Annotated in this window: 20 protein-coding genes and 1 pseudogene; 4 read left to right on the top strand and 17 right to left on the bottom strand. The window is 72.7% G+C overall.

Translation table 11 applies throughout. From position 1 onward, the window contains the following. Positions 1-57: 57 nt before the first annotated feature. The 3 genes from AB0K14_RS35915 to AB0K14_RS35925 all read right to left on the bottom strand — a co-directional run bounded on the left by AB0K14_RS35915 (position 58) and on the right by AB0K14_RS35925 (position 2970). Complete coding sequence (locus tag AB0K14_RS35915; protein ID WP_360461121.1) at positions 58-1206, bottom strand: glutamate--cysteine ligase; 1149 nt, start codon at positions 1204-1206, stop codon at positions 58-60. A gap of 279 nt (positions 1207-1485) precedes the next feature. Then, complete coding sequence (locus AB0K14_RS35920; protein WP_360461118.1) at positions 1486-1749, bottom strand: hypothetical protein; 264 nt, start codon at positions 1747-1749, stop codon at positions 1486-1488. A 168-nt stretch (positions 1750-1917) separates the two neighbouring features. Continuing rightward, entirely contained in the window at positions 1918-2970 is a 1053-nt protein-coding gene (locus AB0K14_RS35925) for a magnesium and cobalt transport protein CorA (RefSeq protein WP_360461115.1), read from the bottom strand. 237 nt (positions 2971-3207) lie between these two features. Here AB0K14_RS35925 and AB0K14_RS35930 point away from each other — a divergent pair, with 237 nt between their 5' ends. After that, positions 3208-3939: a hypothetical protein gene (locus AB0K14_RS35930; protein ID WP_360461113.1), complete on the top strand. Its 732-nt coding sequence runs from the start codon at positions 3208-3210 to the stop codon at positions 3937-3939. Positions 3940-4029: 90 nt separating this feature from the next. Here AB0K14_RS35930 and AB0K14_RS35935 read toward each other — a convergent pair whose 3' ends face one another. Then, positions 4030-4917, bottom strand: a complete 888-nt coding sequence (locus AB0K14_RS35935; protein ID WP_360461111.1) for a DUF2268 domain-containing putative Zn-dependent protease — start codon at positions 4915-4917, stop codon at positions 4030-4032. Positions 4918-5084: 167 nt separating this feature from the next. Next, positions 5085-5942: a LysR family transcriptional regulator gene (locus AB0K14_RS35940; RefSeq protein ID WP_360461109.1), complete on the bottom strand. Its 858-nt coding sequence runs from the start codon at positions 5940-5942 to the stop codon at positions 5085-5087. A 69-nt stretch (positions 5943-6011) separates the two neighbouring features. Here AB0K14_RS35940 and AB0K14_RS35945 point away from each other — a divergent pair, with 69 nt between their 5' ends. Further along, positions 6012-6608, top strand: a complete 597-nt coding sequence (locus AB0K14_RS35945; RefSeq protein ID WP_360461106.1) for a short chain dehydrogenase — start codon at positions 6012-6014, stop codon at positions 6606-6608. A gap of 175 nt (positions 6609-6783) precedes the next feature. Here AB0K14_RS35945 and AB0K14_RS35950 read toward each other — a convergent pair whose 3' ends face one another. From AB0K14_RS35950 to AB0K14_RS35985, 8 genes are all read right to left on the bottom strand, one after another. Continuing rightward, on the bottom strand, positions 6784-8136 hold the full coding sequence (locus AB0K14_RS35950; RefSeq protein ID WP_360461103.1) for a mannitol dehydrogenase family protein: 1353 nt from the start codon (positions 8134-8136) through the stop codon (positions 6784-6786). Continuing rightward, complete coding sequence (locus tag AB0K14_RS35955) at positions 8133-9488, bottom strand: MFS transporter (protein WP_360461100.1); 1356 nt, start codon at positions 9486-9488, stop codon at positions 8133-8135. Before AB0K14_RS35955 ends, AB0K14_RS35950 begins: the two co-directional genes overlap by 4 nt. Then, entirely contained in the window at positions 9485-10504 is a 1020-nt protein-coding gene (locus AB0K14_RS35960; protein ID WP_360461097.1) for an Ldh family oxidoreductase, read from the bottom strand. The genes AB0K14_RS35955 and AB0K14_RS35960 overlap by 4 nt, the downstream gene beginning before the upstream one ends. Before the next feature lie 91 nt (positions 10505-10595). Further along, the gene (locus AB0K14_RS35965; RefSeq protein WP_360461094.1) at positions 10596-11342 is read right to left on the bottom strand and encodes an IclR family transcriptional regulator; all 747 of its coding nucleotides are present in this window, start codon (positions 11340-11342) and stop codon (positions 10596-10598) included. A gap of 103 nt (positions 11343-11445) precedes the next feature. Then, positions 11446-12747, bottom strand: coding sequence for a cation:proton antiporter (locus tag AB0K14_RS35970; RefSeq protein ID WP_360461091.1), 1302 nt, complete (start codon positions 12745-12747; stop codon positions 11446-11448). A 107-nt stretch (positions 12748-12854) separates the two neighbouring features. Beyond that, entirely contained in the window at positions 12855-13442 is a 588-nt protein-coding gene (locus AB0K14_RS35975; RefSeq protein WP_360461088.1) for a hypothetical protein, read from the bottom strand. A gap of 149 nt (positions 13443-13591) precedes the next feature. Beyond that, positions 13592-14485, bottom strand: a complete 894-nt coding sequence (locus AB0K14_RS35980) for a peptidase (RefSeq protein WP_360461085.1) — start codon at positions 14483-14485, stop codon at positions 13592-13594. A gap of 117 nt (positions 14486-14602) precedes the next feature. Continuing rightward, positions 14603-16531, bottom strand: coding sequence for a DUF4062 domain-containing protein (locus AB0K14_RS35985; RefSeq protein ID WP_360461083.1), 1929 nt, complete (start codon positions 16529-16531; stop codon positions 14603-14605). A 223-nt stretch (positions 16532-16754) separates the two neighbouring features. Between AB0K14_RS35985 and AB0K14_RS35990 the strand changes: the two genes are divergently transcribed. Both AB0K14_RS35990 and AB0K14_RS35995 read left to right on the top strand, forming a co-directional pair. Further along, complete coding sequence (locus AB0K14_RS35990) at positions 16755-17903, top strand: serine/threonine-protein kinase (protein WP_360461080.1); 1149 nt, start codon at positions 16755-16757, stop codon at positions 17901-17903. 90 nt (positions 17904-17993) lie between these two features. Then, positions 17994-19841 (top strand): protein kinase, encoded by a 1848-nt coding sequence (locus AB0K14_RS35995; protein ID WP_360461077.1) that lies wholly within the window; start codon positions 17994-17996, stop codon positions 19839-19841. Here the strand turns inward: AB0K14_RS35995 and AB0K14_RS36000 are convergent. From AB0K14_RS36000 to AB0K14_RS36015, 4 genes and pseudogenes are all read right to left on the bottom strand, one after another. Continuing rightward, positions 19825-21135: a DUF6596 domain-containing protein gene (locus AB0K14_RS36000; protein ID WP_360461220.1), complete on the bottom strand. Its 1311-nt coding sequence runs from the start codon at positions 21133-21135 to the stop codon at positions 19825-19827. The genes AB0K14_RS35995 and AB0K14_RS36000 overlap by 17 nt on opposite strands. Further along, positions 21132-21551 (bottom strand): YciI family protein, encoded by a 420-nt coding sequence (locus AB0K14_RS36005; RefSeq protein WP_360461074.1) that lies wholly within the window; start codon positions 21549-21551, stop codon positions 21132-21134. The genes AB0K14_RS36000 and AB0K14_RS36005 overlap by 4 nt, the downstream gene beginning before the upstream one ends. Positions 21552-21895: 344 nt before the next feature. Then, complete coding sequence (locus AB0K14_RS36010; protein WP_360461217.1) at positions 21896-22819, bottom strand: polysaccharide deacetylase family protein; 924 nt, start codon at positions 22817-22819, stop codon at positions 21896-21898. A 66-nt stretch (positions 22820-22885) separates the two neighbouring features. Further along, positions 22886-23098, bottom strand: a pseudogene (locus AB0K14_RS36015) (endo-1,4-beta-xylanase); the annotation flags it as partial.

Raw genomic sequence — 23098 nt, forward strand, 5'->3', positions numbered from 1 at the left:
GGACCGGCGCGGTTCGGACCGGCGCGGTTCGGACCGGCGCGGTTCGGACCGGCGCGGTCACGCCGTCCGTTGGAACGGTCCGCCGGTCCACGACTCGGAGCCGGACTGGGTGTCGCTCGCCAGCCGGTCCAGGACGTCGGACATCCGGCCCGCGCGGGCGAAGGCGCGCCGCTGCCGGTCGGCACCGCCGCCGCCGGCGTCCAGGGAGGACAGCAGCGCGCGGACCAGGTCCAGCTCGGCGGCACCGAGTTGGTCGCCCACGCGGTGCAGGAGCCGGTCGAGCAGCAGGCGCGCGGGCACGAGACGTCCGGACAGCACGTCCAGCGACTGGCCGGTGAGGCCGTCCCTCGCCGCCCGCCAGGTGGCGGCGCGCAGCACTTCGGCGGGCACGGGCGAGGCGCGCAGGCCGCGGTGCAGGTCGGCCAACGCCGTGCGGACGAGCGCGCGCACCAGGGCGGCCAGCAGCACCGCCTCGTCCACAGTGGCCGCGACGTCGGCGACCCGGACCTCGACCGTCGGCAGGTGCGCGGACGGCCGGACGTCCCAGTAGATCATCCGCCGGTCCCGGATGGCGCCGGAGGCGAGCAGCACGTCGCAGGTGGACTCGTAGTGCGCCAGCGATTCGAAGTACGGCGGCGGCCCGGCCGTGGGCCAGCGCGACCAGACGACCGAGCGCCAGCTGGCGTAACCGGTGTCGCGGCCGTCGGCGAAGGGGGAGTTGGCGGTCACCGTGCCGAGCACCGGCAACCACGGCCGCACGTGGTTGCACACCTGCACGGCCGTCTCCGGGTCCGGCACGGCGACGTGCACGTGGCAACCGCAGATGGACTGCTCGGCGGCCAGCAGTCGGTAGTCCTCGGTGAGCCCCCGGTAGCGGTCCCCGCCGCTGGTCGGCAGCTCCGGCCCGCCCACCGGCGGCGATCCGACCGCGAGCAGCCGGTGACCGAGGCGGTGCGCGGTCTCGACGGCCACCAGGCGGAGCCCGTGCAGCTGGCGGCGCACGTCCGCCAGGTCGTGGCACACCGGTGTCCTGGTCTCGACCTGGGCGGTGGTCAGCTCGACGTCGAGGTCGACGCCGAACCGCCGCTTGGCCGACTCGACCACCTCGGCGCCGCGCGGCACGGGTCGGCCGGTCCGGGCGTCGACGAGCAGGAACTCCTCCTCGACCCCGAGCGTCGGGGCCGGCGCACCCACCAGTTCTCCCATCGCGGCCTCCTGTGGCGGTCCGGCCCCAGGGGCTCCTGAGTACCCGGAACCCGGCCGGCCAACCCGTCCTCAGTGGACACCGCTTGATGGTCCGATCAGGTGAACCGCCGTCGGATCGCTCAAGCCGGCGGTCCGGACTGCCGAAGGGAAGGTAAGCGAGCGCCGGTACCCACGACGGGGGCCGGCGTTCTTGCATGTCGGCCACGCGATCCGCCGGGGCAACCCAGCGTCGACACGTTCGGTTTCGCCTGGTCGGCCGCGACCGGGCGGTGCCCGCTCCTAGTGGCCGCGGGCGGACATGACCAGCAGCATCAGCGAGAGCAGGAGCTGGAGCGCGGCGACGCAGGTGCCGGTGACCGCGGTCCAGTCCAGGCGGTACTCGGTCTTGGTGGTCATCGACCGGACGCCGCAGGCCATCGCGCCCACGGCGAGCACCGTGCCGCCGGCCGGGATCGGCCAGCTGAGCAGGGCCAGGCACAGCGAGACCGGTCCGAGCCAGGCGTCCTTGCCGGGGCGGTCCTTGGCGGGGAGCTGCCGCATCATGCCGTCCATGGTGCCCTGAGCCCGGATCTTCAGGGCGCCCCGCCGCCACCGCCGGGCGCCGCACCCATGCCGAGGGAGATCTGGATCACGATCAGGGCCAACCAACCGACCAGGAACAGGACCACCCAGAACATCGGTCTGTTCAGCACGACGGGCCTCCAGCGTTCATCACAACCACCGGTTGCTCTTGAACAGCCGGTACAGGACCAGGCAGACGGTCAAGGTCACCGACAGCACCAGCGGGTAACCGTACTGCCAGCGCAGTTCCGGCATGTGGTCGAAGTTCATGCCGTACACGCCGACCACCATGGTCGGCACCGCGATGATCGCCACCCACGCGGACATCTTGCGCATGTCGTTGTTCTGCTGCAACGACACCTTCGCCAGGGTCGCGTCGAGCAGGGTGGTGAGCACCTCGTCGAACGCGACGACCTGCTCCGCCGCGGCGGTGAGGTGGTCGTCGACGTTGCGGAAGTAGGACCGCACCGCCTCGGGCACCAGCGGGTCGCAGGAGCCGCTGCTGAGCTTGCGCAGCGGCGTCGCCAACGGCATCACGGCCCGCCGCAGCTCCATGATCTCCCGCTTGACCAGGTACATCTGCTCGACGCCGAGCTCGCTGCGCGGTGCGAAGACCGCGGCCTCGACCAGGTCGATGTCACCCTGGAACGCCTCGATCACCTGCCGGTAGCCGTCCACCACGCGGTCGGCGATCTCGTGCAGCACCATGGCGGGCCCGGCGGCCAGCAACGGCGGGTCCGCCTCCAGCTGGCGGCGCACGTCGCCCAACCCGGAGTCGTGGCCGTGCCGGACCGTGACCACGTAGTCGCGGCCCAGGAACACCATGATCTCGCCGGACTCCACGATCTCGTTCGCGGTCGTCGGCGACTCGTGCTCGACGAAGCGCAGGGTCTTGAGCACCACGAACAGGTGGTCCTCGTAGCGGTCGAGCTTGGGGCGCTGGTGGGCGTGCACCGCGTCCTCGACGGCCAGTTCGTGCAGCCCGAACGCCTCGGCGACGTCGCGGATGCGCTCCTCGTCGGGCTCGAACAGACCCACCCAGACGAACCCGACCCCGCGGTCGCGCACCTCGGCCGCGGCGTCGGCGGGCGACCGGTCGCCGGGCAGCCGCGCCCCGTCGACGTAGACCGCGCACGCCACCACGGCGTCCCGGTTGACGTCCGCGACCGAGCCGGGGACGTGTTCGGCGGCAGGGGTCACCATGCGGGTGATCCTGCCGCACGGCCGACACGCGTCGCACCGGTCCCGGTGGGGTGCGACTTCGGTCCCTTGCGGACCGCAGCCATCCATGTGGGTGGTTTCGGGCCGTGGTGGCTGAGCGTGGGCGTTAAGTTGCCCACTGTGAAACGATTCGCGTGGGTTGTCGCGTTAGCTCTGGTGGCGGGATTGTCGGTGCCCTCCCCGGCGATGGCGGTGGGACGGTCGCCGGGGGAGTGCGCCGTGAGCCTGGACTGCACGGCGGCCGAGCTGGACCGGATGGGCATGGGGGAGCGGTTGGAGTTCCTGCGCCTGGTGCAGAGCGGTCCGGCGGCCGGGTTGGGCGCCGCGGACCGGTGGCGCAACATCGAGGGCGTCCTGTCCTTCTTCCGCGATCGCGGGCTGGGCGCGCCCGGGACGTGGGTCTCGCACGTCGACGCGGCGATCCTGGAAGGCATCGAACGCGGTGTCGCGATCGCGCTCGGCCGGTCGACCGACGGCTTCGGCAACCCGGGTTCGGTGCGGTGGGCGGACTACCTGACCCGGTTGCACCGCGGTGAGCTGACCGTCCGCAACGTCCACGACCGGGCGTGGAGCGAGGCCGAGCAGGCGTCGACCGAGCACGGTGTCGCGGTGGCCGAGCAGCGGTTCGGGCTGCGGCCGACCGCGGTGGAGCGCCGGTTCTTCCTGTTCTCGGAGTTCTACCGGTGGGTGCTGCGCAACCGCCCGGTGGTGCTCGACCTGCTGCTCGTCCACGGCGTGCTGCTGAACCCGGTGCTGGTCGTGCGGCGGGTGCCGTTCCTGGACTGGTTCACCGACGTGCGCGAGTCGACGCCGTCCCACAAGGGATCGGAGATGGCCTACGCCTACGCGCAGCTCGACCCGGTGCACGGGGCGTTCAGCACCGTGGAGCTGGTGCTCGCCTACATCCCGGAGCTCTTCGAGGAGTTCCAGGTCGCGCACCCCCGCGGCTGACCTGACCTGACCTGATCAGGTCTGACCGCACCGGACCTGACCGCACCTGGCCGGGCCGGACCTGATCGGGCCCGGCCCGGCCAGGTCCGACTACCGGACCCGGTCGAGCGCGGTCGCGATCACCTCTGCGCTGTCCACCAGCAACGCCTCCGCCGCGGTGCGTCCCGTCGCGGCCAGGTAGGCGTCGACGAGCCGGTTGCCCGCGGCGTAGCCCGCCCCGGTCGGCAGCCCGACCGGGGTCGCGCCGTACCGGACGGCGGCCTCGTCACCGTGCACCCACGCGGTGAAGTTCCGCATCCCGGTCACGTCCAGGCCGGAGACGACCTTGGCGAACACCGCGTCGTCGTGCAGGTGCGGCACGCCGATGCGGGCGTACCCGAGCTCGTCGCCGTGCAGCTGCCGGGCGAACGCGTCCGCCAGCCCCTCGGACACCACGTGCTCGCCCACCGTCACCGTCTCCGGATCCCACCTGACGGCGTCGGGACCGTAGCGGAGGTTGTGGTTGAGCTCGTGCACCGCCGTCGCCTCCAGCCGCGCCAGGTTCTCCGGGTAGGGCCAGAAGTTCAGGAACACGTACCCGGACACGCTGCCGTTCCCCGTCATGCCCAGGTTCGGGCCCATGAAGTGCGCGTCACCGGGATCACCGAGGACGACGAGCACGGTGATGTCCGGCACGGTGATGTCCGGGGTCGCGGCGAGCTGCACGGCGAGGGCGTCGTCGAGCGCGCGCTTGATCCGGGTCCACGCGTCGGCGTCGTGCAACGCATCCAAGGCCTCCAGGCACCGCTCCTCGTCCCGGTCGAGCGGGAACCCCGAGCCCATCCGGTGCATCGCGACCAGGTCGACCTCGCCCGGGAAGTACCGGTACATGCCCGCGGCGGGTGCCAGCACGGCCTCCAGGAGCGCCGGGCGGTCGGCGCGCGGCGACCGGAGGATCTCGCGCATGGCGGGGTAGGTGTCGAGGACCGTGATCGTCATGCCGGCCGACGTTAACCCTTCCAGCGGCTGGAACTTCAAGTCGTGCGCGAGGGGGAGCTGTCCCGCACGCGAGACGGGAGCGAACCGCTTCCGGGCGTGGTGATCGCCGTCGGTCACGGCCCTTGCTCCACCAGGTCACTTGGTGCTCAGGGTTCGGGCGAAGCGGATCACCGTCGGACGAGCAGGTCCCGGGCGTGGTCGCGGAAGGCCGCGGTGGCCGGGTGGGTCGCCGTCCGCGGCCAGACCATCCGCACCGCCACGGGGGCGACGTCGGTGATCGGCAGGTAGCGGACGCCGGGATGGGGGTGGGTGTGCGCGGTCGCCTCCGCGGTGACGCCGACCGCGTCACCGGTGGCGATGGCGGTGAGCCAGTCGTCGGTGTTGGCGACGTCGAGCGTGTCGGGGCGGCGCCCGGTGGGCCACAGCGCGACGCTGGAGCTGCACGCGGTGGCGCAGAACGCGACCGGACGGTCGGCGAGATCGCCCAACCGAACGCTCGCGACCTGCGCGAACGGGTGATCCTCCGGCACGGCGGCCACGCGGGGTTCGCGGTAGAGGTCGAAGGCCTCCAGCCCGCTGTCGGGCATCGGCGGTGAGCGCACGAACGCCACGTCGACCTCGCCGCGGCGCAGCGCGGGTTCGGGGTCGTCCAGCCGGTGCGCCCGCACCTCCACGTCCGGCCGAGCCAGCCGCCAGGCGCGCAGCAACGGCACCGTGTGACGGCCGAGCGCGGCCCAGGCGAACCCGACGCGCAGCGCCCGCGACCCGGCGGTGACCTCGGCCAACGCGTCGTCCACCTGGTTGAGGATGCGGTTGGCGTGCTCCAGCAGCCGGGTGCCCGCCTCGGTCAGCGCCAGGCTGCGGGTCGTGCGCTCGACCAGGCGCGTGCCGAGCCTGCTCTCCAGCTGCTCCAGGGTGCGGGAGAGCGCGGGCTGGCTGACGTGCAGCACGGCTGCGGCCGCGGTGATGGTGCCCTCGTTGCCGATCGCGGCCAGGGCGCGCAGGTGGCGCAGCTCCACATTCATCACCGACAAGCATAAGTGCTGCGCAAACGGCATTTCACGCGGACGTCCGGTGGCCATAGCGTGGCGGGCATGAAGATTGTTCTCATCGGCGCGGGCGGCAAGCTCGGCGCGGCCGTCCACACCGCGCTGACCGGACGCGGGCACGAGGTCGTCACGGTCGGGCGCTCCGGCGGCGACCTGCGCCACGACATCGCGGACCCGGAGCAGACGGCCCGGATGTACGAGCGGGTCGGCCCGGTCGACGCGGTCGTGAGCGCGGCGGGCGACGTGCCGTGGAAGAGGATCACCGAGATGAGCCCGCAGGACTACCAGGACGCGTTCCGCGGGAAGGTGCTGAGCCAGGTCGAACTCGTCCGCCAGGGCATCCCGCTGGTGGCGGAACGGGGATCGTTCACGCTGATCACGGGCGTGCTGGCGCGTGAGCCGGTGCCGACCGGCAGCGCGGCGTCGATGGCCAACGGCGCGGTGGAGTCGTTCGTGCGGGCGGCGGCCATCGAGATCGCCCCGCAGCGCATCAACGCGGTCAGCCCGACCGTGTTCACCGAGAGCCTCGCGGACTACGGCGACTTCTTCCCCGGCATGGAGCCGGTCGACCTGGCCAAGGTCGCCCAGGCCTACATCCGCTCGGTCGAAGGCGCGCAGACCGGACAGGTCTACTCGCTGTAGCACCGGGCCGGAGCCCGGCGCGTGGTCGCCCGCGCCGGGCTCGACGGTGTCGACCCGCACCTTCGGCGCGAGGGCGGTGTCGACCCGCAACTTCGGCGCGAAGACGACGGCGCGGCCGTGCGGTCACCGGGTGACGGGCACGGCCCGTCACCCGGTGACCGCGGTACAGGTCCGTTCAGCTCTTCCCGATGTTGCGCAGGGTCGCCACCACCCCGTCCTCGTCGATCCGGCGCACCGAGTCCGCCAGCAGCGCGCGGAACACGCGCGACTCGCGCAGTGGCAGGGGCAGCGTGAGCGCGGGGAAGCCCTGCTGGTGCAGGAAACCCGCGACCGCCAGGCAGATCAGGCGCGGTTCGACACCCGTGATCAGCAGGTCCACCGCCGGGTCGAGCAGGCGCTGCGGCAGCTTGCGCGCCGCGTCGCGGGCGATCTGGTCGAGCCGGTGGGTGATCCGCGGGTTGGCCAGCCGGGTCAGCAGGGCCTCGACCTCCGCGTCGTCCGGGCCCGTGCCGAAGCGGCCCAGCGAGGGACCGGTCTCGGTGCGCAACAGGAGTTCGGCGTACCGCGCGAACTCGGGGCGCCCCAGGGCGTCGGCGGTGCTCGTGAGGCCGGCGAGCAGGCCGAGGTGGGCGAGCGCCGAGTGGGTGCCGTTGACCAGGCGCAGCTTCGCGGCCTGGTGCGGCGCGATGTCGGGCACCAGTTGCGCGCCCACCGCGTCCCAGGCGGGCCGCCCGGCCACGAAGTCGTCCTCCACCACCCACCGGCGGTGCGGCTCGCCGACGACCGCGGCGCGGTCCTCCAGGCCCAGCACCTCGGCCACGCGCGCGAGGTCGGCGTCGGTGGTGGCGGGCACGATCTGGTCCACCACGCTGGACGGGAACCGCACGTGCTCGTCCACCCAGTCCACGAGGTCGTGCTCGCCCCGGTGGGCGCAGAACTCGCGCACCAGGCGGCCGAGCAGGCGGCCGTTGTCGGGCAGGTTGTCGCAGGAGACGACGGTCAGCCCCGGGTGCCCGCGCTCGCGGCGCAGGCGCAGGCCGCCGACCAGCTGCCCGACCGGCGTGCGCGGCGGCCCGCCGGCGAGGTCGGCCGCCACGTCCGGGTCGTCGGCGCGCAACCGCCCGGTGGCCGGGTCGTGCCGGTACCCGGCCTCGGTGACGGTCAGCGTCACCACGCGGGTGTCCGGCTCGGACAGCACGGTCGCCAGCCGCTCGGCCTGCTGGACGGCCAGCAGCACCTCCCGCACGCTGCCGACCACGCGCAGCCGGTCGCCCGCGGCGCTGCGCTCGGTGACGGTGAACAGGTGGTCCTGCTCGACCAGCGCGTCGCACAGCCGCCCGTTGCGCTGCGCCACCGCGCAGATGCCCCACGCACCGGGCTCGACCCGCAAGGCCTCCTGCGTCAGCACCGCCTGGTGTGCCCGGTGGAACGCGCCGAGTCCGATGTGGACGATGCCGACCGCCGCGCTCGGCAGGTCGGCGGCCAACCACCCGGGCAGCCGGTCCGCCGACAGGCGGGGGCGGCTCACCGCGGCGCCACCCCGGCCACGTCGGCGGCCGCGATGTCGACGTCCTTGCCCTCCGCCGACAGTAGGAACGCCACGAACGACACGGCCGCGGTGCCGATCATCCACAGCGCCACCGGCCAGCCCTCCCCGCCCGCACGGGCCACCAGCGCGGCCGCCACCAGCGGTGAGAACCCGGCCAGCGCCGCGCCGATCTCGCGGGACGCGGCGAACCCGGTGTAGCGGACCCGCGCGCCGAACAGCTCGGCGTAGAAGGCGGGCTGCACGGCGATCATCGGTGCCAGGCCGAACGCGGTCGCCACGACCAGCGCCACCCAGATCAGCACCGGCTCCCGCGTGTCGAGCAGCAGGACGAACGGGAACGCGAACGCTGCGGTGAACACCACGCTGAACAGGTTGAGCGGACGCCGCCCGATCCGGTCGGACAACGCGCCGTACACCGGTTGCAGCACGATCACCACCACGCCGAACGCCACCACGCCGGTGAGGCCCACCCAACGCGGCAACGCCAGGTTCTTGGTGATGTAGGCGAGGCTGTAGGTGGCGTAGATGTAGACGATCGCGGTGTCGCAGACGTGCGCGCCGATGCCGATCCCGAAGTTGCGCGGGTAGCGGCGCAGCGCGTCGAGCACGGGCAGCTTCACGGCGGTCCGCTGCTCGGCCATGCGCTGGAACACCGGCGACTCGTCCACCCGCAACCGCACGTACAACGCCACGGCGATCAGCACGAAGCTGAACAGGAACGGGATGCGCCACGCCCAGTCCAGCACCACCTGCCGGGGCAGCAGTTCCACCAGCAGGAACACCACCGTGCCCGACAGCAGGCCGAGCTGGACACCGGTCTGCGCGAAGGAGGTGAAGAAGCCCCGCCTGCGCGGCGGCGCGTGCTCGGCCAGCAGCGTGGACGCGCCACCGAACTCCGCGCCCGCGCCGAGGCCCTGGCACATCCGCAGCACGGTCAGCAGGATCGGCGCGGCGACGCCGATCGAGTCGTAGGTCGGCAGCAGGCCGATCAGCCCGGTCGAGACACCCATGACCAGGGTGGTGAGCACCAGAGTGGACCGGCGGCCGATGCGGTCGCCGAGGTGGCCGAACAGGAAACCGCCCAGGGGTCGGACCGCGAAGCCGACGCCGAAGGTGGCGAAACCGACGATCGCGCCCGTCGCCGGGTCCTCGGTGACGAAGAACAGCTCGTTGAACACCAGGGTCACGGCGAAGCCGTAGATGAAGAAGTCGTACCACTCCAACGCGGTGCCCACCACGGACGCGCCCACGACGCGGCGCAGCCGCTTCCCGCCGGTGGGTCCGTGCCCCGCGCGGTGTTCGGCCGCGGTGCCCTCGGCGGCTCCGGTCATGTCCTTCCCTCCTTCGGGTCGAGCAGGCCGTGCAACTCGCGCCAGGTCTCCTCGGGCATCGGGATGCCGTCGCGCAGGCGGGCGCGGCGGGTGCGCGCCTCCGGCTCGCCCGGCACCAGCACCTCGCGGCTCCCCTCGGCGGGCGGGGTGCGGGTCAGCTCGCGGCAGAACAGCTCGGCCTGCTCGCGGAACCGCTCGACCGGGGTGAGCGCGCCGATGTCCACGGCCATCAGCACGGTGCCGAACCCGCCGCCGTAGCCGGGGAGGCTGCCGATGCCCATGCCGGTGAGCAGGCCGCCGACCACCTCGATCAGCACGCTGAGGCCGTAGCCCTTGTGCCCGCCGAACGGCAGCAGCGCCCCGCCCGCGTAGAAGTCGTCGGGGTCGGTGCTCGGTCGGCCCCGCTGGTCCAGCACCAGGCCCTCGGGCACGTGCTCACCGCGGTCGCGGGCCACCGCCAGCTTGCCCTCGGCGACGCCCGAGGTGGCCCAGTCGACCACGATCGGCGGTCGTCCCGACGCCCGCGGCGCGGCCCAGGCGAGCGGGTTGGTGCCCAGCCGTCGCGCTCGGCCGCCGTGCGGTGCGACGGTGGCGTCGGCGTTGCCGAACGCGAGCGCGACCAGGTCGTGCTCGGCCAGGAAGCCGACGTACTCGCCCAACCTGCCGACGTGGTTGCAGTCCTGGATCACCGCGACGCCGCTGCCGTGCGTGCGGGTCAGCGCGCGCAGCTCGTGGCTCGCGACCCCGGCCGCGATCCGACCCAGGGCGCGGTTGCCGCGGACCACGACCGTGCCGGGGCGCGGGTGGTCGACCCCGGGACGGGCGCGGGGGTCGATCCGGCCGTCCCGGATGCGGGCGACGTAGTCGAGCAGCCGGCGCACGCCGTGCGAGTCGTGGCCGGTCAGGTTCGACTCGACCAGCGATCCCGCGACGGTCTTGGCGTCCACGAGGGTCGTCCCGGCGTCGAGCAGGATGCGGACCGCGAGCTTCACGAGCCGGCTCGACGTCACCTTCATCTGTTCCGTCTGACGGAATGGCGTTCCATCCACGTCCTCCACCATGACATGGTTCGCCCGCTTTGTGAAGCGAGTCACAGGGTGGTCCGGTTCAGTGCGCGCCGAGTGCGCGTGACATCTCGGCGGCCGCGCGCACCACCAGTTCCGGCAGGTCGCGGGGCGCCTCGGCGAGGTCGACCAGCGCCGCCGCCGACACCCCGCCGACCACCTCGCCGCCGTGGTCGAACACGGCCGCGCCGATCGCGCGCACCCCGGCCTCGTTCTCCTCGTGGTCCTCGGCGTAACCGCGCTCGCGGACGACGGCCAACTCGGCCAGCAGGGCGTCCTGGTCGGTGATCGTGCGCCCGGTGCGGGCGGGCAGGCCCGTGCGTCGGACGAGCGCCCGGACCTCGTCGTCGGCCAGGGCGGCCAGGATCGCCTTGCCGATGGACGTGCAGTGCAGGCGCAGGCTCATGCCGACGCGCGAGGCCAGGTGGTAGGGCCGCGCGCCTTCCAGCTTGGCCACGTACACCGCCTCGTCGCCGGACAGCAACGCGAGGTGGACCGTCCACCCGGTCCGCTCCTGGAGGTCGCGCAGCGTGGGGCGGAGGTGCTCGGCGACGTCGAGGCGCTGGAGGAACCGGCCGGCCAGGCTGAGGATGCGCGGGCCGCCGAGGTAGCCGCCGCGGCCGTCGGCGCGGGCGAAACCCCGCCGGACGAGGGTCTGGAGGATCCGGTGGACGGTCGGCTTGGGCAGGCCGGAGGCGTCGGCGATGTCGGCGATGCGCGAGTGGTCGGCCAGCGCCTCCAGGACGCTGAGCGTCTTCTCGGCCGCGGACAGCGGGGCGTCGCCACTCATGGGCCTCAATGTAGGCCAGGTTCGATCATCACCACCCGCGGAACCGGCCCCGACGCGCGCGGTGCGAACCTGGTCCGGGCAGGGAGCGCGTGAGCGGACCTGGTCAGACCGGGGTCTGCGGTGCCTGGTCCGGATCGCCGTGCCGGTCGCGCGCCGCGCGCACCCGCAGGCGGTCCAGCAGGGTGATGGCCGGCGTCGCGGTGGTCCCGTGGAGCAGGATCGAGCCGATCACCACCAGGCCGACCACCCGCCAGATCGCGTCCGGGTCGGCGAACTGCCCGTGCTGCAGCGCGTACGCGACGTAGAACAGCGATCCCACACCCCGCACGCCGAAGAACGAGATGACGGCCCGCTCACGCGGCCCCGTCTTGCCGCGCGCCAACCCGAGCAGCCCGGTCGCCGGTCGCACCACGAGCAGCACCACCAACGCCACCAGCACCTCGCGCCACCCGGTGCCCGCCAGCAGGCCGGTGACGGCCGCGCCGCCGAGCAGGAAGATGATCAGCACCGTGAGCATGCGCTCGACCTGCTCGACGTACTGGTGCAGCACGCGGTGGTAGCCGTGCGACCGCTCGCCCGCCCTGATGGTGCAGGCGCACACGAAGACCGCGACGAAGCCGTACCCCTGGGCCAGCTCGGTGAGGCCGTAGGCCAGGAAGGTGGCGGCGAGCGCGACGAAACCCTCGGCGTGCTCGGCCAGGCGGAACTTCTCCGACGGCGCGTCGAAGAACAGCTTGCGCAACGCCCACCCGGTGACCAACCCGACCAGGACGCCGCACACCAGCCGCCACACCAGGTCCACCGCGAACCACTGCGGCAGCCAGGCGTCCGGCGCCGCGCCGACGATGCCGATGGCCACGGCGGCGTAGGTGAAGGGGAACGCCAGCCCGTCGTTGAGCCCGGCCTCGGAGGTCAGCGCGAACCGGGCCTCGTCCTCGCCCGCGCGGGGGTCGTCCGGGTTCGCCGCGGGCTCGGCCACCTGCACCTCGTTGGCCAGCACGGGGTCCGTGGGCGCCAGCGCCGCCGCCAGCAGCACGCAGGACGCCAGGCCCCAGCCCAGCGCGCCCCAGCCGAGCAGTCCGACGGCGAGCATGGACAGGGGCATCGTGATGCCCAGCAGCCGCCAGGTCGTGGACCAGCGGCGCAGGCCGACCGGCCGGTTGAGCGCCAGACCGGCGCCCATCAGGGAGATGATCACGCACAGCTCGGTGAGGTGCACCGTGATCCCGCCGTACCGGACCGGATCGGGGTCGGGCAGCGGGTCGACGGCGGTGAACGCGACCGCACCGGCCGCCAGGAACACCATCGGCAGCGAGATCGGCGCCCTGCGCAGGATGCGGGGCAACAGCGCGGCCAGGAGGGTCGCGACGCCGATGCCCGCGTAGACCACGGGACCCGGACCCACCAGGCGAGCTCCTCTCCGTCCGCGGGCCGAACCGGAGTTCGGCTGCGGCTAGGAGCCAGATACCCCCATCGGTCGGCGCTAACCCCTCGGCGGCCCCGTGACCACTCCTAGCGCGACTGGAGGGCGTCCACCGCGACGGCCTGGGCGATCACCACGCGGCGGTCGACGTAGGGGTCGGCGATCTGGATCAGGTAGTGGTCACGCACCCAGGTCTTCTTGTCCACGCTGAACACCGGCACGCCGTCGCGGACGAAGTCGAAGTGGTAGCGGAACGGGAACGGGATGTTGTTGACGAACGGCAGGAAGCCCCACAGGCGGCGCAGGATCGCGATGCCCGCGTTGCGCTCGCTGCCGGTGGCCGTCGGCGCGCCCTGCTGGTCGAGGTGCCAGGTGGAGTTGGTCAGCGACTTGCCGAAGTCCTTGCGGAACCGCCCGATGGGCTGCCCGTTGCCGTCGGTCACGTCGTAACCGCTGCCGAGGTCGATCACCTTGCGCGCGCGGAAGCCGGCGAGCACCTGGTTCTTGCCGGCGTCGGTGTAGATGGTCACCTGTTCCTTGAAGGCCATCCGCTTCTGCTCGACGAAGGCCACGAGCTGACCCGGCTCACCGCCGTTGTCGGCGAAGACCTCGTAGCGGTTCACCATCAAGGTGACCTTCTGGTGCATGTGCAGCACGTTCGTCGCTTGCGTGAGCATCGTCGTCCCCCTGGGTCCGGTGGGACCGCAGTGTCCCACCCGATCGGGTGAAGATCACCACTGGGACCACCCGCTGTCGGGCCGGACCACGACGTCGGCGGCAGGCCGGGGCGCGGGGTGCGCCCGACCTGCCGCCGCGGCCTGGTCGATCAGGCGGCCTGCGCCCTGGTGTAGAGGTTCTGGGCGTCGGCGCCGAAGTACGGGCCGAACATCCAGTTCGGGAACAGGTTGATCTTGTAGCTGTTCACGGAGTTGATCGTGCCGGTGCCGGTGGCCTCGGAGAACGCCCGGAACCACGGGCCGCCGCTGGAGCCGCCGGTCATGTTGCACGTCATGCCGATGCCGTTGCTGAGGAAGGCGTTGAACGTCCGCCCGCTGCAGTAGATGAGCTTCGTGCCGTCGTACGGCGCGGCCGCGGGGTAGCCGAAGGCGTAGGTGTTGTCGGCGCGCGGCAGGTTGAACGCGATGCCCTGCGCTCCGACGACGTCGGTGAGGGAGCGGCCGTTCAGCTGGCCGACGACGATGGCGCCGATGTCGTAGTTGATGTCCTCACTGGCGTCCCACTGCGGGGTGGCCAGGGTGGAACGGGCGTTCCACGTGCCGTAGGGGGCGTTCCCGTTGTCGTAGGCCGGCACGAACGCCACGTTGGTGTGGTACGCGCCGTCGAGCTTGACGCAGTGGCCGGCCGTGATGACCGTGCTCTTGTTCGCGCTGGTGACGGCGTTGCCGCTGCACGAGGCGTTGCGGCCCTGGTAGGTGAAGAACACGCGACCGGCGGTCGCCACGACGGCGCCGCCGCCGGTCCACGCGCTGCCGCCGTTGGGGAAGGCCATCGGCGCGATGGTGGTGGGCTCGCCGGTCGGGACGGTGGCGCGCGGTGCGAAGGGCGAGGCGGTGCGGATGTCCAGTGGAACGGCGGCGCGCATCCGGTCCGGTGTCCAGTAGGTTCCGGGTGCGTCCGCCTGTGCCGCCGGGGCGACGGTGATCAGCGACAACGCCAACGCGCTCGCCAGGGTGAGCAGTCTTGTCACAGCACGGTTCATGATCTTCCACCTTTCGTGGGTCGATCAATGGCAGGGGACCGTGAGGTGAAAGTTACTCAGCGCAACGCCCGACCGTTTCCGGCGAACGGGTGAGAAATCTTCGCGTCCGCCGGCCCCTCAGCCTCGTCCGGCGTGCGACACGACCCGGGCCACGGTTTCGGCGCCGTCGATCATCCTGGTCGCCATGAGTTTCCCGGTGGACGCCCTGGTGGCCGTGCCGGGTACCGGGTGCCGGTCCAGCAGGTCGCGCAGACCGGTGGCGAACTCGGCCGTGGACGGCCGTCGGTCGGGGTCGAAGCTCAACGACCGCTCGATCAACTGGCGCCACGCACTCAGACCCGCCCCGGTCAGGCCGTCGGCGACGTACAGCGACGGGCTGTGGAAGAGGTCGACCTCGCCGGGCATGGTCGTGCCGCGGGGCGTCCGGTACTTGCGCACCTCGCCGACGATCTCCCCGCCGAGGACCTGCACCGCCATCACCGCCAGCGGGTAGACATCGGCGGCGGGGTGGACCTGCTCACCCCGGACCTGCTCGGGCGCCGACCAGTCCGGGGTCCACCCCGGCGCCGGGATGCCAGCCTCCACGTCGAACGAGTCGATCAACGTGACGCCGGACTTCAGCAGCAGCACGTTGTCCGGCTTGATGTCGCCGTGCACGACACCGTGCGAGTGCAGCCGGTGCACCTCGTCGGCGACGTCGGCGAGCGTCGCCATCAGCGACATCCGGTCCGTGCGCAGGGCCGTGCTCGCGTCGAGGCTGCCGTCCGAGCGGGTGATGCGCTTGTGCAGTCGGTCGACCAGGAACAGCTCAGCCTCGTCCACGGGGCACTCGTCGACACCGTCCAGCACCAGGCGGGTGTTCGGCAGCGACCCGATGACGCTCTCGCACCAGAACGGCCGCCACTCGACCACGTGGCTCCCGCTCCGGCCGACCGAGTGGGTCGTGCCGGTCTCCGGGTCGACTGCCAGGAAGCGGTTCCGCCCGCCGGTGGACTGCAGGGCGGGGCCGATCGAGCGGCTCAACCGCTGCACGGTGCCCCGGTACAAGGTGCCCCGGTGGGGCTGGATGGTGGTGCGGGGCCACTCGTCGGTCCCCAGGAAGCGGCCGTGGGCCGCGAGGAAGCGCACCGAGTTCCGCTGGAGGGGCGCCACCGCGCTCCTCGGCTCCGACTGGGAACCGTCGAGGAACCCCGACAGCACCGAGGTGAACGGGCCGGTCAGGGTGAACGGGGTGACGTAGAGAGGCCGCTGCTCACCGTCCCGCATGCGCACGAGGTGCAGGTCGCGCGCCGCCCACGTCCTGGTGGCGTGCTCGGTCAGCGACTCGCGGAACGACTCCAGCAGGTCGTCCGGTGCGGTTCCGTCGGGTGCGGACACCGCGTCGCGGAGGTACTGGAACGGCTTGTACAGGTCACGGCTGCGGAACACCTCCAGCACCAGCGGCAGGTCGTCCTCGGCCGTGCCGACGGACACCAGCACGTCCGGGTCGACGGTCAGCCGTGACGGCGTGGACACCGGTCGGACGGTGCCCGCGAACCTCGGCCCCCGCTCGACGCCCGACGTGCGGGACAGCAGGTGCGCGAGGGACTGGGTCACCTGGAAGGCGAGTTCCTGCGGCGTCCGGAAGTGCTTGCGGGTCACCTGCGCCTCGACGCGCGACTTGAACCGCCGCAGCCGTTCCGCGGCCTCCCACTCGATGTCGTGGGGCGGCCAGGGCAACTGCTCGTCCACGAAGAACGCCAGCACGGGCACGCCCGCGTCGCGTGCGGCCCGGTACTCCAGTTCGACCACGCTGTGCTCGCCGCCGTCGGGCACGCTGCCGTAGCGGTGGGCCAGGAGCAGGATGAACACGTCCGACTGCCGCACCCGGTCCACCGAGTGGAGCGCGGTGTCCCGACCGTCCGCGGGCCACGTCCGCATGTCGTCGGCCTGCAGGTCCAAGCCCCTGATCGCCTCGCTGACCGCCTGCCGGTAGTCCAAGAGGTCGCCGTAGGTGGAGGAGATGAAGACGCGCGAGGGCGGCACGGCGGCGATTGTCGCACGCACGATCGACTCCGACCCCGGAGTTGCCCGCTCTGCGCCTCTCGCCGGGATGTCGGCGGCGAAGCGCGTTTCCCGCCGGCCCGACCACGGTGGAACGGTCGACCTGGTGGAACGCGGCCTGGCGAACCGGCGGCCGGCCGTCCGCACCCTCCGGGCGGCCACGGGTTTGTGGTCGGTGGGGACGGGGCACCTCATGGTGTCCGGAGCCCCGACCGGAGGGTGTGGCGTGTCGCTTCCTGTCAGTGACGAGCTGTTGGCCGGCCGGTACGAGCTGGCCGGGACGCTGGGTGTCGGCGGGATGGCCGAGGTGCGGCACGGGTGGGACACCGTGTTGCAGCGGGCCGTCGCGGTGAAGCTGTTCCATCCCACCGCGGACGTCGACGCGGGCCGGCGCTTCGACAACGAGGCGCGCACGCTGGCCCGGCTGTCGCATCCCGGACTGGTCTCCGTGTACGACGCGGGGAGCAGCGGCGGCACCGCGTTCGTGGTCCTGCGGTTGGTCGAGGGAGGCACGTTGCGCGCCCGGATCGCGGACGGGCCGCTGTCGGTGGCGGAGGTGCGGGCGTTGGGCGCGCGGTTGGCCGACGCGTTGGCCTACGTGCACGACCAGGACGTGGTGCACCGGGACGTGAAGCCGTCCAACATCCTGCTCGACGGCGACGGGACGCCCTACCTGGCCGACTTCGGGCTGGCGCACCTGGGCGGCAGCACCCGGTTCACCCGCACCGACCAGCTGGTGGGCACGGCGGCCTACCTGTCGCCGGAACAGGTCCGCGGCCGCGAGATCGGCCCGCCCTCCGACGTCTACTCGCTCGGGTTGGTGCTGCTGGAGTGCCTGACCGGTCGCCGTGAGTACCACGGCGGTGACGTCGAGTCCGCGGTCGCCCGGCTGCACCGGCCGCCGACCGTGCCGGACGACCTCCCCGCCGACCTGGTGCGCCTGCTGTCGTTGATGACCTCCCTGTCGGTCCGCCGCCGACCGACCGCCCGCGACTGCGCCCACGTGCTGCGGACCGGTGAGCTGCCCGTCGACGAGGACGAGCCGACCCTCGTCGCCGTGCCGCGTCCGCGCCGGGAACCGCCGGTGAAGGCGCTCGTCGCCTCGGCCGCCGGGCTGGTGGGCGCGCTCGGGATCGCCTGGGCGGTGTCGTCCGGTTCCGCCCCGGCCGCGTCCGACCAGAACCCCACGCCGGCCGTCGTCCAGGGCACGTCCGCGACGTCGACGCCGAGCCCTTCCGTGCAGGCCGCGACCAGCGCGGCGACCACGACCGCCGCGGTCGTCGCGGAGGAGCAGGCGGCGGGCAACGAGAGACCGGCGCCCGGCCCGGCCAAGTCCGGGAAGGGGAAGGACAAGGCGGGCAAGGGCAAACCCTGAGCCGGCCGCCACCGGTCCGCGCGCTCGTGGAACCCTGTGGCCTTGATCCGCGTCGGTCCTGCAGTGGTGGCGTGGCGGACCGGGGGAGTCATGGCGGAGGCGTTCGGGCCTTATCGTGTCGGTGAGCTGGTGGGGCGCGGGGGCATGGGCGAGGTGCACCGGGCCTACGACACGGCGCACGACCGCCTGGTGGCGTTGAAGCGGCTCTCCGCCGTGCACAACGACGACGAGGACTTCCGCGCCCGGTTCCGGCGTGAGTCGCGGATCGCGGCACGGTTGCGTGAACCCCACGTCATCCCGATCCACGCCTTCGGTGAGATCGACGGCCGGCTCTACCTGGACATGCGGCTGGTGGAGGGGCGGGACCTGGCGGCGGTCGTCGAGGAGGGTCCGCTGGACCCGGCGCGGGCCGTGCGGATCATCGCCCAGGTCGCCGGGGCGCTCGACGCCGCGCACGCGGACGACCTGGTGCACCGGGACGTGAAGCCGTCGAACATCCTGGTCACCCCGGACGACTTCGTGTACCTGGTGGACTTCGGCATCGCGCGCAGCCTGCTGCCCGCCGGGACGCACCTGACCGCGTCCGGCGCGGTGATCGGGACCCTGGACTACATGGCGCCCGAGCGGTTCGGGGACGGGCACGTGGACGGCCGCGCGGACGTCTACGCCCTGGCCTGCGTGCTCCACGCGTGCGTCACCGGCAACCGCCCGTTCGAGGCGGACAGCGCCGCGGCCCTGCTCTGGGCGCACATCCAGCAGCCACCGCCCGCCGCCTCGGCGGCCAACCCCACCGTGCCGCGCGAGTTGGACGACGTGATCCGGCGCGGGATGGCCAAGGACCCGGCCCGACGCTTCCCGACCGCCGGGGCACTGGCGACCGCCGCGGCACAGGCGCTGACCGCCGCATCCTCCCCACCCGCGCCCGCGCCGCCGGCCCGCCCGCTGGCGGCACCCGCCTCGAACCCGGCAACCGGCTCGAACCCGATAGCCGGCTCGAACCCGGCAACCGGCCGGAGCCGCGCGGTCGATCCGCTGCCGGCGGTCGGTCAGCAGCTGGGGGTCGGCCCAGGTCCCGGAAGCCATCCGAATCCCGCGATCGGTCCCGCGCCCGTGCCCACGCCGGCCCGGACGGTCAACCCGGCGCCTCTGATCACCTCGGCTCCCGCGGCCAACCCGCGCTCGATGGCAGGTCCCCCGGCTCCCGCCAAGGCGTCGCCCGGTCGCAAGGCTCCGGTCGCGCCGATCGCCGCCGGGGCGGTGGCGGTGGTGCTCGTGGCGGTGGTGCTGGTCTGGTCGATGGACCTGCTGGGCAAGGGCCTGCTCTCGGGCTCGGCCACCGGGACCACGTCCACCGGGACGCCGAGCACGACCTCGCCCACCACCTCGACGTCCCCGACCACATCGACCTCTTCGAGCACGAGCACGAGCACGACCACGACCGCCGCCGTCGACGAGCAAGCCACCGTCCTGCTCGGACGGCTGCCGCAGGTCTACCGGGGCAACCCGACCTGCGCGCCGACCCCGTCGAGCGGCGCGGGTGTCGTGGCCACGGTCACGTGCACCAAGGCGAACCAGGAGCACTTCCGCTTCCCGCCCCCGGACCAGGCCGTGTTCCACCTGTTCACCGACCGGGCGGCGCAGGACGCGCACTTCCTGGCCGTGGTCGGGGCCAACGGGATCCCGAGGGACGACCAGTACGGCGGCTGCCGCCCCCTGACCCGGCCCGCGCACTACGCCTTGTACTACCGCAGCGTCAGCGGTCCGGTGCCCGGCGAGTACACGACCTGCTTCGTCGCCGACAACGTCGGCCAGCTGTGGTGGGTCGACACGGGCACGTCGACCACGGGCCTGCTGCGGTCGTCGTCGGCGCTCGACCCGGACCGGCTCGACCAGCTCGGCTACTGGTGGAACACGATGATCCTCACCCGGATGTCCTGAGGTCGGCGAGCTTGCGCGCCAGCACGGCCCGTTCACGCTCGTTGCCGCACAACCGCACGGCGTGCTCCAGCTCGGTGCGCGCCTCCTCGGCCCGTCCCAACCGGACGAGCAGCTCCCCGCGCACGCTGGGCAGCAGGTAAGAGTTCGCGAACGCGTCCGAACCCGCCAGCCCGTCCACGATCACCAGCGCCGCGGCCGGCCCGCGGGCCATCGACACCGCCACGGCCCGGTTGAGGTCGACCACCGGCGACGGCGCGAGCCGCCCGAGCGCCTCGTAGAGCAGCACGATGCGCTCCCAGTCCGTCTCCCGCACCGATGGCGCGACCGCGTGGCACTCGGCGATGGCGGCCTGCAGCCCGTAGGCGCCCAGACCGCGGCCGACCTTCTCGGCCCGGGCCAGCGCCGCACGCCCCCGGCGGATCGCGGCCAGGTCCCACCGGCGGCGGTCCTGGTGCTCCAGCAGCACGGGCTCGCCGTCCGGCCCGGTGCGGGCGGGGAAGCGCGCCGCCGTCAGTTCGAGCAACGCCAGCAGGCCGTGCACCTCGGGCTGGTCAGGCACCAGCCGGGCCAGCACGCGGGCGAGGCGCTGCGCCTCGCCCGCGAGGTCGAACCGGATCAGGTCGTCACCGGAGCTGGCCGTCGATCCCTCGGTGAAGATCACGTAGATCACGTTCAGCACCGAACCGAGCCGCGTGGTCCGCTCCTCGGCCGTCGGCACGGCGAACGGCACCCGGGCCGCGCCGAGCGTCTTCTTCGCCCGCGTGATCCGTGCCTGCGCGGTCGCCGTCGGCACCAGGCACGCCTTCGCGATCTCGTCGCTGGTCAGACCGCCGACCACGCGCAGCGTCAACGCCACCCTCGCCTCCCGCGACAGCACGGGGTGGCAGGAGACGAACATCAGCGCCAGCACGTCGTCGTCGATCCGGTCCGGGTCCCACAGCACGTCGCCGCCGTCCCGCGCGGGGTCGGCGGGTCCGCCGCCCGAGACGGCGCCGCCCTCGCCCAGCTCGTGCGCCAGGGCGGCGTACCTCTCGTCCAGGGCGGAACGCCGGCGGAACGCGTCGATCGCGCGCCGCCTGCCGACGGTGAGCAACCACGCCGCGGGGTTGCGGGGCACGCCGTCGCGCGGCCAGGTGACGAGCGCCTCGGCCAGCGCCTCCTGCGCCAGGTCCTCGGCCAGCGCGAAGTCGCCGGTGTAGCGCGCGAGCGCACCGACGATCCGCGCCGACTCGATCCGCCAGACGGCGGCGACGGCCCCGCGACCGGTGGGATCGGTCCGGGTCGACCCGCTCAGAGCTGCCCGGTCGCTTCCCGCCACGCCCGCTCCTTCTGGATCCACTCGTTGTCCTGCGGGAACTCGTCGATCGTGGTGACCCGGCGGATCTCGGTCTTGAAGCCGGGGCCGCTGATCGGGGACCGCCTGGCCCACTCGACGGCCTCCTCCTTCGACGCCACGTTCAGGATGTAGAACCCGTTGAACAGCTCCTTGGTCTCGCCGTACGGGCCGTCGGTGACCACCGGCGGCTCGGAGGAGTAGTCCACCACCACGCCCTCGGCGGCGTCGTCGAGCCCTTCCGCGGCGACCAGCACGCCGGCCCGGATCAGCTCCTCGTTGTACTTCCCGATCGTCTCCAGCATCTCGTCGAAGTCGATCTCCCCCATGCTCGCGAAGGCCTCGTCGCTGGCGCGCATGATCAGCATGTACTTCATCGGTTCGTCTCCCTGGCGTGGTCCGGGCCCCTCTCGGGCCCCTCTCGCCCCTAGGTCGAACGGGCCGAGCCGTGGATCGACAAGCCCGCCGAACTTTTTTCCGCGAGAGCGCGGGCAGCCTACTTCGGGGAGGTCGTGGGCGCGCCCGGGTGGCGCCGCCGCCAATCCCGAGCGCGCCACTCGGCTGCGGTACGCCCTGCGTGCGAGTGGTGAGCGGACAAGGTGCGGGTCCACGTGCGCGCCCGGACCTGAGCAGGATTCGTCGCGACCGACGGCCGGGCGAACTCACGGGAAAGCCCGCCGGTGTGCCCCTCACCTCGCTGTGAGGGGCACACCGGCGCGCGTCACGGGGTCCGGCAGGAGACCGTCGGTGCGGCCCACTGGCCGTTGGCCATCACGGTGAAGCCGAACGTGGTGCTCGCACCAGCGGCGAGGTTGCCGTTGCCGCTGGGCTTCATGGTCATCACGGTGCCGCTGGAGTCCCAGCTCGGCGTGCCGCTCCAGGTCGACGACACCCGCTGCGGCGAGGTGACCGTGACGGTGGCGGTCCAGCTGGTGATCGCGGACGAACCGGCCCTGATCGTCACCTCGCCGTTGAACCGGTCACCCCACTGCTGGCTCGTGCGGTAGCTCGCGGTGCAGGCGCCGGTGCCCGGCTGGGACGTGGTGGTCGTGGTCGTCGGACCGGTGGTCGGCGGGGTGTCCGTCGGTGCGACCGCCCGACCGGTCGACGGCGAGATCATGCCCGCGCACAAGCCGCGGCTCGCCAGGTTGGCGGCGATCTGCGGCACGGCGTTGATCGTCGTCTGGTAGCCGTCGTGCATCAGGATCACGCCGCCGTTCTGCAGCGTCGACGCGGCCTGCACGATCTGGGCGGTGCTCGCGCCGTTCCAGTCCTGGGAGTCGACGTTCCACAGCACCTCGGTGAGGCCGAACTGCGCCTCGACCGCCTTCAGCGTGCTGTTCGTCTCGCCGTAGGGCGGGCGGAACAGCTTGGGCGCGACGCCCGTCGCCGACTGGATGGCCTGCTGGGTCTGCGAGATCTCCGACTGCATCTGGGCCTGGCTCAGCTGCGTCATGTGCGGGTGCGACCAGCTGTGGTTCTCCACCCACATGCCGGCGTCGCGCTGGCTGCGCGCGAGCGCCTGGTTGGCGGTGACCTTGTTGCCCTGGTTGAAGAACGTGGCCCGCAGGCCTGCCGACCGCAGGGCGTTGAGCAGCGTGGTGGTCGTGCCCGCGATCGGGCCGTCGTCGTAGGTCAGGGCCACGTAACCGTTGGCGCAGTTGGCGTTGTTCGGCGGGGTGGTCGTCGTGGTGGTGGGGCCGGTGGTGGGTGCGGCGTTGAGGGCGTTGAGGGTGGAGGTGTAGGCGGGCTTCTTGTTGCCGGAGCCGTCGAAGAGGAGTGGGGTGCCGGAGGCGCGCCACGAGTCGCTGTCGCGGATGCCCCAGACGGTGATGCCGGTGCAGCGGGTGACGGCGAGGCAGGCTTGGACGACGCCCTGGTATTGCTGGGCCTGGGTCGAGCCGGATCCTTCGATGTCCAACTC

Origin of the sequence: Actinosynnema sp. NPDC050801, from assembly GCF_040673975.1 — a bacterium.
Classification (GTDB): Bacteria; Actinomycetota; Actinomycetes; order Mycobacteriales; family Pseudonocardiaceae; genus Actinosynnema.

What these genes read in the sequence shown, in the direction of transcription:
- AB0K14_RS35960 (WP_360461097.1), bottom strand. Translation starts at nt 10,504, where the DNA reads ATGAAGGTGACGTCGAGCCGGCTCGTGAAGCTCGCGGTCCGCATCCTG.
- AB0K14_RS35915 (WP_360461121.1), bottom strand. Translation starts at nt 1,206, where the DNA reads ATGGGAGAACTGGTGGGTGCGCCGGCCCCGACGCTCGGGGTCGAGGAG.
- AB0K14_RS35920 (WP_360461118.1), bottom strand. Translation starts at nt 1,749, where the DNA reads ATGATGCGGCAGCTCCCCGCCAAGGACCGCCCCGGCAAGGACGCCTGG.
- AB0K14_RS35925 (WP_360461115.1), bottom strand. Translation starts at nt 2,970, where the DNA reads ATGGTGACCCCTGCCGCCGAACACGTCCCCGGCTCGGTCGCGGACGTC.
- AB0K14_RS35975 (WP_360461088.1), bottom strand. Translation starts at nt 13,442, where the DNA reads ATGCTCACGCAAGCGACGAACGTGCTGCACATGCACCAGAAGGTCACC.
- AB0K14_RS35965 (WP_360461094.1), bottom strand. Translation starts at nt 11,342, where the DNA reads ATGAGTGGCGACGCCCCGCTGTCCGCGGCCGAGAAGACGCTCAGCGTC.
- AB0K14_RS35995 (WP_360461077.1), top strand. Translation starts at nt 17,994, where the DNA reads ATGGCGGAGGCGTTCGGGCCTTATCGTGTCGGTGAGCTGGTGGGGCGC.
- AB0K14_RS35955 (WP_360461100.1), bottom strand. Translation starts at nt 9,488, where the DNA reads ATGACCGGAGCCGCCGAGGGCACCGCGGCCGAACACCGCGCGGGGCAC.
- AB0K14_RS35935 (WP_360461111.1), bottom strand. Translation starts at nt 4,917, where the DNA reads ATGACGATCACGGTCCTCGACACCTACCCCGCCATGCGCGAGATCCTC.
- AB0K14_RS35980 (WP_360461085.1), bottom strand. Translation starts at nt 14,485, where the DNA reads ATGAACCGTGCTGTGACAAGACTGCTCACCCTGGCGAGCGCGTTGGCG.
- AB0K14_RS35945 (WP_360461106.1), top strand. Translation starts at nt 6,012, where the DNA reads ATGAAGATTGTTCTCATCGGCGCGGGCGGCAAGCTCGGCGCGGCCGTC.
- AB0K14_RS35940 (WP_360461109.1), bottom strand. Translation starts at nt 5,942, where the DNA reads ATGAATGTGGAGCTGCGCCACCTGCGCGCCCTGGCCGCGATCGGCAAC.
- AB0K14_RS36005 (WP_360461074.1), bottom strand. Translation starts at nt 21,551, where the DNA reads ATGAAGTACATGCTGATCATGCGCGCCAGCGACGAGGCCTTCGCGAGC.